Origin of the sequence: Alkalihalobacillus deserti (assembly GCF_020734105.1) — a bacterium.
GTDB classification, from domain to species: domain Bacteria; phylum Bacillota; class Bacilli; order Bacillales; family Bacillaceae_D; genus Halalkalibacter; species Halalkalibacter deserti.
In genome coordinates this window covers 24,817-36,973 of record NZ_JAJAFR010000023.1, presented here as the reverse complement: position 1 = coordinate 36,973, position 12,157 = coordinate 24,817, and the positions used below count along the sequence as shown (strand labels likewise).

Below are 12,157 nucleotides of genomic sequence, written 5' to 3'. Positions count from 1 at the left end.
CCAAATCAAAATCAACGTTTTTGTCCATAAGTGGTGCCATAGAACCGGAACCGCTCTGACTTCGACAAATTCCGGGTGGAGACAGTACTGTGTACCTCTTATAATGGACATACTAAAGTTTCGACACCTATTTATCAATATTAGGGAGGAACTGCGAAAGACGATCAGGCCATACAGCCCCAAAAATAATAAATACAGTAATGAATACCATAGAAATCCAAAATACAAAGTTAAAACTTTCCTGGTCTTTCTTCATGATGATTATCTCCTTACTCTAACTCTCGATCCTTTATATAATCTACTAAGCTTCCGTATATCCCAACCGATAAAGTACCTACCCTAGCATCTTGAACCTTTCAGAACCTATCTGAATAACGGCCATGTGCCCCCCATGTCATTCTGTTCCTGCATCTGACTTTAGTTTGAAAAGGAGGATTCAATTTCAGTAAAAAAGCAGGTTCTTTCTGAGGCCGCTGAAAAAGGTACGATTTTTACCTTTTTCAGTGGCCTTTAAGCAATGAGCGGAACCGTTGCTTTGTCTTAAGCCTGCTATGAGTGGGTTTCTCATAGCAGGCGCGCAACGTGTGGAGCCATTGCTACTTCCTCGAATCTGCTAAAAGGGACTTTTTCAGTGGCCTCGTTCTTTCTCTAATTATTGTATGTTCTGCCATACAATTAAACTACTTTTAAACAGTATAACGCTTATTAAACTAGTAATACGAATGATGTGATTTCAGTGCCTGGCCCCCACTGCACTAATACTAAAAAGCACTGGGGTCAGACAGTAACTCAGCAGCATTCTTTACTAGCACCATCCCAGCACGTTTTAAAAACTGCTCATAACATTCGCAAATAAGGAATAGGATTTGATACAACCCTAGAAAAAACAGAGGTGGAACCCAATGCGAAAACAGAAACCATCATTCATACTTATGATCCCAATCGCTTTAATTGCATTTGTTACTTTCATTTTGATCCTACTCCCCTCCGAGAATCAACAAGCGCATAAAATAGTAGACCAATTTTATAGTGCGGAACAAGAAGCAGACTTTGATTCCTCTTGGGAATTACTTCACTCAGAAATGAAAAATAAGTTTTCCAAATCCGCCTATATGCAAGACCGAGTACATACGTTTATGAGCCATTTTGGGGCAGATACGTTTACCTACTCTATGACCAAACCAAAAAAAATAAAAAGCTGGAAAATGACGAAGGATGCTAAGCCAATGGAAGCATATGAAGTCGTTGTTACGAAGGAGTATAACGGAAAATATGGACATTTCAATTTTGTCCAGTATGTGTATGTGTCTTTAGATGGCGAGCAACCAGCGATTCTATGGGATTATAAGGAGAAGTCCTAATAGTTAAGTAGCTTATTAGAACCTCCCATTAGCGAAGCCACTGCAATGTTTTAAGTCGATCCGAGTGGTTTTCTCGGATCGACGCGCAGTGAGTAAGTCCATTGCAACTCCGCATTAGGAGAGAGGATACTAAAAGTTCAAAAAGAGCGGTCTTCTCTTTTTGAACAAGCTCTTAAAGGGTCGGTGTTCAGGCACCAGGACTTTCCCTCAAGTCATCTAGTTGATGAAAAGAATCCCCTTCTTTAATCGCTTCCTTCATCTTTGCTAAGTATTTTGTTAAATTAGGGGGGATATCCTCCTTTGGCTTTAAAGAACGTGGGTGCAGATAGAGCAGATGAATGACATCTTCTTGTTTATCTAACACGTGAGCTTGAATGCCTTTACGCTTTTTTAAAGTAAATAACAGTTTATACATCGTTTTCATTTATCCTTTCATTTGTTTATGGTGAATTCTGAAATGCTCTAGGATGATCATTTTATTAGAGAAGACTGATAATAACTCCAATAACTACAATTGCTCCTATTATCATTAAAATAGTGCGAAGCATTTTGTGTGCCCCCTTTCTGCCATCTAGCTACCTTGCTTTTATCACTTATCTAGTTAATACCCCGCTTTTTCTACCTTAAACCTGTACTTAAATCGCTCGTTAGCAAACAAGTAAATAAGAATGCCTCTGGGTGGTTGTACTTTCACTGTTTGGTTTTCACATCTCCCATTTGCAAAGATAGCTAGACCCAAAATAGTAAGTTTGAAATCAGTGTGTGTTGGGAAAAGTCCATTAAGACAAGACATAAATCCTCACAATTGATAGGGAGTTGAAACCATGTCTCAGAGAAATGAAGATATTGAAATTGAAAGAAAAGAAAAAAAGTCTGATCCTAGTAAAGTGGCGGCAACTTTTATTAAGTACGCCGCCTATGTGATTATCCTTGTCATAATTTTATGGTTTTTAGTGCAATATATTTTGCCTAAATTTTAGAACCAGCTATCTGAAAAAAACACCACTAAAATCCAATTCATTACGATTGGGTTTTAGTGGTGTTTCTATGACACATATAATCACGAAAAATTTTTTCGGCTTTTTTCATAAGGAGACGGACTACTCTTTTCGTCCGAACTTGCGGTAGGTAAGATATCCTGCAAGGGTCATTCCTATGATACTGTATACGAGCCACTGAGCATTTTGAAACTTCTCTGCCATTTCTTCTAAGTTACCGAGAGACCCAAGAAAAAACATCAAAAAAGATAAAGGGAAAAACCCTAGAAATGTAAAGAACGCAAAAGAAACCGGCCGAATCTTACTGAATCCAGCTATGTAAGCAATATACCCCATTCCTATTACTCTACCTACAGCAATCATCCACTCTCCGTACTTTTCAATCCAACGTTCTGCTTTTCTCACTTTATGTTCAGATACTTTTCTTCTTATAAACGGCTCGTATTTTATACTTAACCAGTAAGGAATAAAGCTAAAAGCAACATAAACAATCGAACTCCCAAAGGCAAGCATGGCCATTTCTGGTAAACTCGGATCTAATATGTAACCATAAATGAGGACAAATAATGCCGCGGGAAATGGAAGCGATATGGCTTCAATCACAATCCCGATCAATAAACCGGCCCATTTCAAGTCTCTTAAAACATCCAATATAATATCTATCAATAGTCCTGTCACCTACTTCATCATCATTCTTATACTGTAACTACCCTGTTTTCTTAACTTAAAACAGAAAGCAACACGAGGGTAACTAGATTGTGAAAATATGATCTTTTATGATTGATACATACTTTCTAAAACTTTTGATGAATACACCTACTAGTTTAGCCAGTTACCTGCCCTAGAAAGACGCCTTTATCTAGTTCAATTTCTTTAATAAAGGTGTCTTTCCATCAACTCAGAACTATGTTTTTCTAAAGTTAAAAAAAGCCTTCAAACTTTCTCCACAGAGCTTTATCTCAATCTTGATGTAGCTAAATTCCTCATTTTACCGCGTTACAGCTTTAGCGGAGTTTAGATCAAGCGCTGCAATTGGAAATCAAACCATTACTATCGAACTGAAATTGCATCTAACACAAATCAGAAAAATCAGAAAAAATAGGTAAATATACTCTTTAGAATTCAACACCAATACTGGAGAATATAACTAAACATAAATCGTACGATAAGGGCAAAATCATTGAAAAGTGATGACGCAAAACTTTAGGGGCTACTTCCACACCACAGTGGACATGCCAGCCAGTTACCGAAAATACCTATCGTCGAAATAGATAATAGGGGGATTGTGTTATGAATTTAATATGGCATAACTTATGTGTGAACGTAATGATGTATTTATACAATCGTTGTGATTGTCACGTGAAAAAAGGAAGGTTATTTACTAGAGCATATTTCCATCAAGAGAAATTAACTAAAATGAAATTTCACAGCTAAATGGGGCTCTTTTTTGATCAATCTGCTTAAAAAAGATCGAAGCGACAAGCCTTCTTTAAAAGACTTATCGCTTCGATCTTTGGGGTATTTACTGTTCAAACTTAACATATGGCTTTAAGAGTGCAGAAATTTCCTCTACTAGTTGTTGAGACGTAATATTGGCAGATTCCGTACCTTTTTTATAGGCATCCTCTAGTATTTTCATTAGATGTTGTTGTGTTAATATTTCGACATCTTTATGTGTACTCATTTCTTTTCTCCTCTACCTGTGTATGACTCTAATTAATGACTAACTCACTAAGTTAATTAAACCTTTTATTTACATATAATACCACTTAATTTCCATAAGTGGTATTACAATTAATCAATTTTCTGTACTCTACTTTGATAATTAACGAGATTAATTTTGTAGTGATAGAATTGAATTCATTCCAAGTTTAACGCTCTTATATGTCACGATTCTTAACACTACACTCTCAAGGCACAGGCTTTGTCGCTTAGAGAGATCAAACACCCATGCCACTTTACAAGAAACGTCCCTTGTTTACTATCTGTTTCTAGGGTAGGCACTGTTTCATAGTAATTTTAACGATTCTTCTATGAAAGCTGGAAGATCATCGGGTTGACGACTAGTAACCAACTGGTTTTGGCAGACAACAACTTCTTGGTCTTTTACCGTTGCACCCGCATAGGCAAGATCTGTTTGTATCGATTTGAAACCAGTCACGTCACGCCCTTCTAATGCTTTAGCCGTAATTAAAAGTTGCGGTCCATGACATATAGCAAAAACAGGTTTTTTCTCATCCATAAAATGCTTTGCAAATGCCACAAATCGATCGTCCGCACGCAATTGATCGGGGGAGAACCCACCCGGAATGAACAATGCATCAAACTGTTCAGGTTTTAAGTCAGCTATACTTTCATCAATCGTGACCGAAGCCTTTCCTTGTTTCCCTGTAACCTTTTTACCTTTTTCCTTTTCAATTGTCATGATTTCGTGTCCTGCTTCTTTGAAGGACTTAGCTGGCTCCGTATATTCAACATCCTCAAAATAATCCGTTATAACAGTAGCGATTTTAGCCATCTTATCGTCACTCCTTTTTTCTACAATGATCTTTATATTGTAGGTGTACCACAGATAAGATATGGTTAAACCTTACACTGCGAGTGGGGCAGGCATCCGATTTGAAAAATGAGCATGAAGAAGGTCCATCACCTAGGTTGATGTGATGAGCAAAAATGTTTCATCTATACAAACTCCTATTGATTCATCGTATCAGTTCTTTACCTTTCTCAATAAGACTAATTTCCCCCTCCTTTTTCTACGTGAGTATGTGTACATCACCATTCACTCCTTCATCAAATCGTTCATTTTGTAATAGGAGCATCGCCCTGATTTAAACGGGTAGTGACAGACACCGCATCCCGTATCTCTTTAGAAAATACTACTTCTCCACCCATATACGTTTTCAAAACAGTTGTTTCTCCAATTTTTTCTGGGGCAATTTCTAAAATATCTTGATCTAATACAACAAAATCAGCTTCATAGCCTTTTTTCAGTTAACCGACATTTGGAATCCGGGTCATTTCTTGAGCTGCTTTTGTATATAGCTTAATCGCTGTTTCAACATCAATTCGCTCATCTTGTCCATAATCTGTACCCTGATAAGCAATACGTGTGACGGCAGATTGAATACCGATAAATGGATTGACAGAATCTGCCCATGCCGTCGCTGGTGCGTCAGATGATAACGCTGTCAGTATATCGTTCTCTAAAAACGTTTTGATCGGATAAGATCTTTTTGTCCGCTCTTCCCCGAAGTTCTTCAAGTAACTTTCAATTTCCGCAAATAGAAATACCGTCTGTGGGACAAACCCAATCTTGCCTTTAGCCGCACGTTCAATTGCCTGTTCGGTCGGGATCGTAGCGTGTTCGACTCGAACAGATGGACCATCTTCAAGCCATCGATCCACCTCATAGAACTCATCAACGACAAAATCGATCGCTCGCTCTCCCATTGCATGCACGATTAACTGAATTTTATTGCTTTTAGCCGCCTCAGCCGCCGCTATCATTTCTTCCTTTGTCGTTGTTGGGATTCCATATTGATCACTTGTTCCTTCAAATGGTTCATGAACCCAAGCTGTTTGGCCAGACACACTCCCGTCTGTTAACATTTTGACTCCACCTACATGAACTTGCTGCGTACGATCCAAACGGTCTTTGGGAATCCGTAACAGATCGTTTCGTTTCATATGATCATAACGATAATAAATCACCGTGCGTGGTTTAAAGCCATTTCCACTCGCTTTTTGGTAAATTTCAAAATAATCTTCTGGTTCAATAAAAGCATATAAGTCCGTTACATTTAAAATTCCGTGTGCTAGTAACTAAACCTTTATATACTTTACAATGGCTTTAAGTATTTATATTCAAATAGAGAAAAAACCATATTCAGACAAAAGTAAAAAAATCTTTACCTTTGAGTAAAAATTTCCCCCTCATATTGAAAAAAGAGCTACCGCATTTAAATGCGATAACTCTCATCTTTATTGTCCATTACCCATGAACAAACTGCATTTGTGGTGCCTAGCACCTTCAAAGCAACTGTTCAAACTCCTCCCTACCAAGCGGCTTACTAAATAAATACCCCTGCATGTGATAGCACTCATTTTTTAATAGAAACTCTTTTTGATATTCTTCCTCTACCCCTTCAGCTATTACCTGTAACCCGAGGCTACGTGCAAGATTTATGATCGCTTCAGTAATTTCGGAATTGCCATAATCCTCTTTAATATCTTTAATGAATGATTTATCTATTTTCAAACAATCAATTGGTAATGATTTCAAGTAACTTAATGAAGAATATCCTGTTCCAAAATCGTCGATAGAAATTAGAATTCCGTATTCTTGTAAATCTTTTAGAGCTTTTATTGTTTCTTGTGAATTAAAAAGCAATGTGCTCTCTGTAATCTCTACTTCAAAATACTTTGGTGCTAATTGATAGTCGGAAAGGATTTCTTTCACCTGTTTGACTAAAGAAGCAGGGTCTTGAAATTGTTTGCCTGAAAAGTTAACAGCAAGACTTAATGGTTCTGCTCGATCTTCATTCCATTTATTTATTTGGGAACAAGCTTTCTTCATTGCGATTTCCCACAAAGGATGGATGAGCCTTGTTTCCTCTGCAATGGGAATAAATACCTCTGGTGATACAAATCCAAGTTCCTCATCTGTCCATCTTAGTAACGCTTCTACTCCCGTAAGGATATCAGCCCGAGCATCTATTTTAGGCTGGTAATAGACTTCAATTTCTTCATTTTTAATTGCTTTACGCAAACGTGCTTCGATACGAAGCTTCTTATTCTTCTCTTTGTTTATTTCCTCATCATATAAAATAACTTTATTGCCGCCTTGTTTCTTCGCGGCATACATAGCTCCATCAGCGTAGATCATAAGAGTAACCATGTTTTCAGTATGTTTCGGATACAAGCTTATGCCACAACTTGCACTTACAATCACTTCAGTTCCATCTAGTAAATAAGGTTCGTTAATGGCCGTTACAATTGTATCAGCTATACCCTTCATTTCTTCTTCTTCGAGTTCGCTAAATAAAATAACAAATTCATCGCCACCCTGTCTAGTAAGAACACTATTTCCAATCGTTAGACAGTTCTTGATTCGCTCAGAAATTTGTTGTATTAATTGATCCCCTTTGGCATGCCCTAAAGTGTCATTAATATCTTTAAATCGATCGATATCAACAAATAAGACCGCAACCGTCTCTCCTGTTTTCTTGCTCCTTGCAATTCTCTGATTTAAGTCTTCTTGAAAATATCTTCTGTTAAATAACCCTGTGAGCGGATCATGATTAGCTTGAAATTGAATAACTTCCTGGCTCTCTTTTAAATCAGTGACATAGTTTTGTAAAGACTTTGATAAAGCATTTACATTATGTGCAAGATGACCTAGTTCATCTTGTCGTTTTAAAACGATATTGTTTCCAAATTTCCCTTGAGCAATCTCGTTTACCTTTTCGACAATAGAATCGATCGGCCTTGTAATCGATCGAGAGAAGATAAAACTTGTGAGTAACACAATCAATATAAACGGGATTGATAAAAGGATGTGCTTCATTAGTTCATTCTCAAGTTCTTTCTGAATTAAGCTATAATCGTAGGTTACACCAATCACATAGGGATCCTGCGTGCCTGTATTAATCGGGACAAATGTCCTTGTAACCATTTTCCCATTTATTTCTTCCGTGTAGTTCTGTGATTCTCCTGTTTTTACAACTGTTTCAACCAATTTTGCATCTAATGGTTGGTTTCGATATTCATAGGTTCCATACCATATTGGTTGATCAGCTATTCGAATAAAACTTTTTCCGTTTCTATGGACCATTTCAGTCTCTTGACCAAAGTTTTTCGGATTAAATACGGTCAACTCAAGGACACCCTCAAGTTTATTTGTAAAACGTTCCATAATATTAGCTGGACCAAAAAGCTCCTCATACTCTAGTACTTGGTTGTCACGAAAATATGGATTGATAATATAATTCGTAGTTCCATCATAATAATAACCCCATTTATCGGTATGGTCAGGATTACTAGCAGCAACCTCAATTGGACCTGACCAATAGTTTGGCAAAGTTAAGCCTTCTTTAACTGTAACAGGAGTTAAACTGAACAGCTGTTTGAATGCAACGTACCAATATTCCCACTCCTTTGTTGACATATTAATCTCATGTGGATCAGAGGATTTCACACCGATGATGTCGTCCTCCGTTTGAGCCAATAAGGTAATATGAGAAATCATAAGCTCGTCAGCCAGCTCTGTTAATTGTTCATTTGTCACATCTTCATGTTGTGCAGGCAGGGCGTTTTTAATCGCGATTGAAGCCGTTCTTAACTCTCGCGCTATAATATCTTCTACATAGAGAGACCCACTTTTTGAATTTTCCACCTGATAGGATACTTCCTGGGTAATTAATTCTATTTCTCTTTCATTGAATGCTATTAGTTTCTCTTTAGACCGTATGTAGTGTAATGTACTATTAGCGATTAAAATACATAAGACCAATGAGGTGAAAATCAACGGTAGTTTCTTTTTTATTGACACAGTGATACCTCCTCATACATAAACAAGCTATATTTGTAAAAGCCGTCTCTTTCACCTGAATGTCTTATAATCAAAGTATAGAGATAGGTTTTAAGTTTTAGAATATTATAGCATAACTTCTATTTTTAACTTATTAACGTTGTAATTGTTGAATACTAAAACACAAAAAATCCTCTACAATGGGCAGTATAGGTGATTCTTTACAGTCCATTGTAGAGGATTACCTTTTGGTTAAAATACACAAAATCCCCGATGATTAAATGGCACCCATCAACTCAAAGAGCTTAAACTTTAATTTCAACTTTTTTTATTGATTTATCTTTTGTCAGAAAGGATTGAAAGATAGACATGAACCGTTTATGTTGGTGAACATGTGCTGCATGTCCAGCATTTTTTATCTCTTTATATATCACATTTAGGTTCATTTGTTTCAAATTGGTAAGTGTCCCTTTAAACAATTCATCATATTCTCCCATAACCCATAAAATAGGTGTTTCCATTTGCGATAACGCTGCTTTTGAGTCAAATTCAAGATTCAATCGCATGACCCTTTCCACAACATTTGGTTGTACTTGAAGAGCATAATGAAAAAAATTGCTTCTGAGTCTTCAGCTATGAATTCTTTATTAGGATTTAGCAATCTCGCACATTTTTTTAACCACAATTTATATTTATATTTATGTTTTTCTTCTAACAGTTTAGTAATGTTCTTATGAAATTGCGAAGGTACTTAAATATCCCCCTACAAACGTCATACTTGTTACCATATTAGGATATTTATTAGCAAAGGCCATTGCTACGATACTCCCAAAACTAAGTGTACATAGATGAGCTTGTTCTATTCCCGCTTTCACATATTTACTATAAAGCTGCTCGACCAATAGATCTAAAGATAGAACACCTTCAACTGCTAAATCATTAGGATCGTAAAAGTCGTACGCTATACAAAGATATTGATCTTTCAACTTTTCTATTTCCTTTTTAAACGCATTCTTATTTCCTACCATTCCATGCAAAAAAATGATCGTTTCTATTTCCATTAGGATACCTCGAATTCGTTTTATCAAAAGCAACTTTTAATCTACTAGATCATTTCCTAATCTAAATAGAGTTTAGTCCTTACCTACCTTTTAATGTGCATATCAGTCAGTCTACTATTTAATTATTGCCTGTTTCAGACCGTCTTTCTGCTTTTACCATCATCATTATATTTCTTTTGATAAAATCAAGTAAAATGAAATATCTAGGAATCTCTTACTCAGACGTTCGTTCCGTCAGCAATCATTTGATTGAATTCTCTCCCTTTTATTTCGGAAACAAAGGATCACACGGTTGTTTAAGTACTATAGGTAAAACTGTGATACCAGATTTCCTCATCTTCTAGTGACGACTGGCACGCAGCACCTGATACACCACCACTGCACTCCCATCAATTGGAAGCTACCGACGAAACTCCGGGTAGCACCAGTGGTTTGAGCCATCTAGTAGACTCTATTCTTTGATCTATTATTACACACTACTATTGTACCAACAAAATCTAATTTTAAAAATACTCGGAATGTTCAATTAATTTATTTTGCGTATAGAAAAAGTCCTTTACAATCGATATAAAAACCATTCTCATGAGAAAAATCATACTAAAATCCTCCTTTGGACAATGGTTTTCACCAATAAACCTTCAATTATTTGAAGAAAACGTTAAACCGATATAGAGATGATCTTTGTTAAACGAGACGGCATACCTGAAATGATTTTCTATCATACTCTCTTTACTATGGAATAGGGTCGTTTACATTTGGAGGTAGATGTGATTGGTCATCAAACAATAGGAGTGGAAGCGGAAGTCAGATAAGCGTGCACGGAACCGCTACCCGTAATAAAGAATGATCATAATTGCACAAAAATCGATCATAATTGCACAAATTTTAAATTTATTGCACGAAAAACAACTATAATTGCACGAGTTTCAGATTATTTGCACGTAAACCCTCTGTATATGCACAAACGACTCATTTTAGCGATCCCTGCCCCCCCGCCGATTTAAAGCATAACCGAACTTGGGGCAAACACAAAAAGTACAGGGCGTCATCTACGACACCCTGTACGTTCAAATAGTCAGTTTATTTTACTAATTCCAATTGTACCGGAATGTTTTCCTCAACCTGTTCTCCTTTTAGAACATTTAGTGCAGCTTCTACTGCAGAGGAGCCGATAAGTGTAGGTTGTTGTGCTACCGTAGCTGCCATGCGGCCAGCTTCCACAGCGGCAACAGCATCATCAGTAGCATCAAAACCAATCACTACGATGTCATTCCCTTTCCCAGCTGCTTCAATCGCTTCTAAAGCACCTAGTGCCATTTCATCATTATGTGCAAAGACTCCAACAATGTCTGGGTTACTTTGAAGAATGTTCTCCATTACGTTTAACCCTTCAGAACGATCAAAGTTTGCTGTTTGAGACGAAACTACGTCAAGCGTTCCTTCCGCGATATTGTGGAAACCTTCTCCACGCTCACGTGCAGCTGAACTACCCGGAATTCCTTCTAACTCAGCAACTTTAGCCCCATCTCCGACTAATTCTACTAAAAGTTCTGCTGCCATTTCTCCACCAGCTACATTATCAGAAGCTATATGAGACACAATGTCTCCTGCATCAGCATCACGGTCTACTGTAATTACAGGAATTCCAGCACCGTTTGCAACTTCAACAGCTGCAGCTACAGAAGCTGAATCTGTCGGATTAATTAAAATCACATCAACGCCACGTTGGACTAAGTCTTCGACGTCACTTACTTGTTTAGCATCATCATCTTGTGCATCTAAAACAACTAAATTTACTCCTAGTTCTTCCGCTTTAGCTTCGGCACCTTCTTGCAGAGTTACGAAAAATGGATTATTTAATGTCGAGATCGAAAAACCAACAGTATATTCACCGTCTCCATTCTCTTCTGAACCAGTCTCCGTGCCTGAACTATCTGTTGGTGACTCCATTGAACAAGCTGTTACAAAAGCTAACATTAGTAATGATACGAGCATTAACCACTTTTTCATGTTACACAACTCCCCTTTGATATTTAATGTTTTTTTCTAGAACTTCCTTCCAAGATGATACGCTTAATCCTCAACTCCTTTTAGAGCTTGTTCAAAAGGCAAGACCACCCTTTTTGAACCTTTAGTATCTCTCTCCTAATGCGGAGTTGCAATGGCTTCACTCACTGCGCGTCTATCCGAGAAAACCACTCGGAT

The 12,157-nt window shown here is 37.3% G+C and carries 11 protein-coding genes, 1 pseudogene and 1 riboswitch; of the genes and pseudogenes, 2 read left to right on the top strand and 10 right to left on the bottom strand.

Annotated elements, in window-relative coordinates:
* Nucleotides 1–127: 127 nt before the first annotated feature.
* Entirely contained in the window at nt 128–256 is a 129-nt protein-coding gene (locus tag LDX58_RS26180; protein ID WP_265416806.1) for a hypothetical protein, read from the bottom strand.
* Between the two features lie 646 nt (nt 257–902).
* Here LDX58_RS26180 and LDX58_RS22365 point away from each other — a divergent pair.
* Nucleotides 903–1,361 carry a hypothetical protein gene (locus LDX58_RS22365; protein ID WP_227939566.1) on the top strand — a complete coding sequence of 153 codons (459 nt, stop codon included), beginning with the start codon at nt 903–905 and terminating at the stop codon, nt 1,359–1,361.
* 187 nt (nt 1,362–1,548) lie between these two features.
* On the opposite strand, the gene LDX58_RS22360 is transcribed toward LDX58_RS22365, so the two are convergent.
* Nucleotides 1,549–1,776, bottom strand: coding sequence for a hypothetical protein (locus tag LDX58_RS22360; RefSeq protein ID WP_227939563.1), 228 nt, complete (start codon nt 1,774–1,776; stop codon nt 1,549–1,551).
* A gap of 409 nt (nt 1,777–2,185) precedes the next feature.
* Here LDX58_RS22360 and LDX58_RS22355 point away from each other — a divergent pair, with 409 nt between their 5' ends.
* Nucleotides 2,186–2,341 carry a hypothetical protein gene (locus LDX58_RS22355; RefSeq protein WP_227939561.1) on the top strand — a complete coding sequence of 52 codons (156 nt, stop codon included), beginning with the start codon at nt 2,186–2,188 and terminating at the stop codon, nt 2,339–2,341.
* A gap of 120 nt (nt 2,342–2,461) precedes the next feature.
* Here the strand turns inward: LDX58_RS22355 and LDX58_RS22350 are convergent, their stop codons facing one another.
* The 8 genes and pseudogenes from LDX58_RS22350 to rbsB form a co-directional block, all read right to left on the bottom strand.
* The gene (locus LDX58_RS22350) at nt 2,462–3,025 is read right to left on the bottom strand and encodes a DedA family protein (protein ID WP_227939559.1); all 564 of its coding nucleotides are present in this window, start codon (nt 3,023–3,025) and stop codon (nt 2,462–2,464) included.
* 494 nt (nt 3,026–3,519) lie between these two features.
* A riboswitch (cyclic di-GMP riboswitch) is annotated at nt 3,520–3,610 on the top strand.
* A gap of 271 nt (nt 3,611–3,881) precedes the next feature.
* Nucleotides 3,882–4,043: a YwzD family small protein gene (locus LDX58_RS22345; RefSeq protein WP_227939556.1), complete on the bottom strand. Its 162-nt coding sequence runs from the start codon at nt 4,041–4,043 to the stop codon at nt 3,882–3,884.
* A 324-nt stretch (nt 4,044–4,367) separates the two neighbouring features.
* Nucleotides 4,368–4,877 carry a type 1 glutamine amidotransferase domain-containing protein gene (locus LDX58_RS22340; protein ID WP_227939554.1) on the bottom strand — a complete coding sequence of 170 codons (510 nt, stop codon included), beginning with the start codon at nt 4,875–4,877 and terminating at the stop codon, nt 4,368–4,370.
* A 284-nt stretch (nt 4,878–5,161) separates the two neighbouring features.
* Nucleotides 5,162–6,169, bottom strand: a pseudogene (locus tag LDX58_RS22335) (amidohydrolase).
* Nucleotides 6,170–6,392: 223 nt separating this feature from the next.
* Nucleotides 6,393–8,912, bottom strand: coding sequence for a putative bifunctional diguanylate cyclase/phosphodiesterase (locus LDX58_RS22330; RefSeq protein ID WP_227939552.1), 2,520 nt, complete (start codon nt 8,910–8,912; stop codon nt 6,393–6,395).
* 284 nt (nt 8,913–9,196) lie between these two features.
* Nucleotides 9,197–9,451 carry an alpha/beta hydrolase family protein gene (locus tag LDX58_RS22325; protein ID WP_227939551.1) on the bottom strand — a complete coding sequence of 85 codons (255 nt, stop codon included), beginning with the start codon at nt 9,449–9,451 and terminating at the stop codon, nt 9,197–9,199.
* Nucleotides 9,452–9,622: 171 nt separating this feature from the next.
* Nucleotides 9,623–9,952, bottom strand: a complete 330-nt coding sequence (locus LDX58_RS22320; RefSeq protein WP_227939549.1) for an alpha/beta fold hydrolase — start codon at nt 9,950–9,952, stop codon at nt 9,623–9,625.
* 1,080 nt (nt 9,953–11,032) lie between these two features.
* Nucleotides 11,033–11,962, bottom strand: coding sequence for a ribose ABC transporter substrate-binding protein RbsB (rbsB, locus tag LDX58_RS22315; protein ID WP_227939547.1), 930 nt, complete (start codon nt 11,960–11,962; stop codon nt 11,033–11,035).
* Nucleotides 11,963–12,157: the final 195 nt, after the last annotated feature.

Excerpts from the sequence above, each read along its gene's own strand:
- LDX58_RS26180 (WP_265416806.1), bottom strand. The coding sequence starts at position 256 with ATGAAGAAAGACCAGGAAAGTTTTAACTTTGTATTTTGGATTTCTATG.
- LDX58_RS22365 (WP_227939566.1), top strand. The coding sequence starts at position 903 with ATGCGAAAACAGAAACCATCATTCATACTTATGATCCCAATCGCTTTA.
- LDX58_RS22360 (WP_227939563.1), bottom strand. The coding sequence starts at position 1,776 with ATGTATAAACTGTTATTTACTTTAAAAAAGCGTAAAGGCATTCAAGCT.
- LDX58_RS22355 (WP_227939561.1), top strand. The coding sequence starts at position 2,186 with ATGTCTCAGAGAAATGAAGATATTGAAATTGAAAGAAAAGAAAAAAAG.
- LDX58_RS22345 (WP_227939556.1), bottom strand. The coding sequence starts at position 4,043 with ATGAGTACACATAAAGATGTCGAAATATTAACACAACAACATCTAATG.
- LDX58_RS22340 (WP_227939554.1), bottom strand. The coding sequence starts at position 4,877 with ATGGCTAAAATCGCTACTGTTATAACGGATTATTTTGAGGATGTTGAA.
- LDX58_RS22320 (WP_227939549.1), bottom strand. The coding sequence starts at position 9,952 with ATGGAAATAGAAACGATCATTTTTTTGCATGGAATGGTAGGAAATAAG.
- rbsB (WP_227939547.1), bottom strand. The coding sequence starts at position 11,962 with ATGAAAAAGTGGTTAATGCTCGTATCATTACTAATGTTAGCTTTTGTA.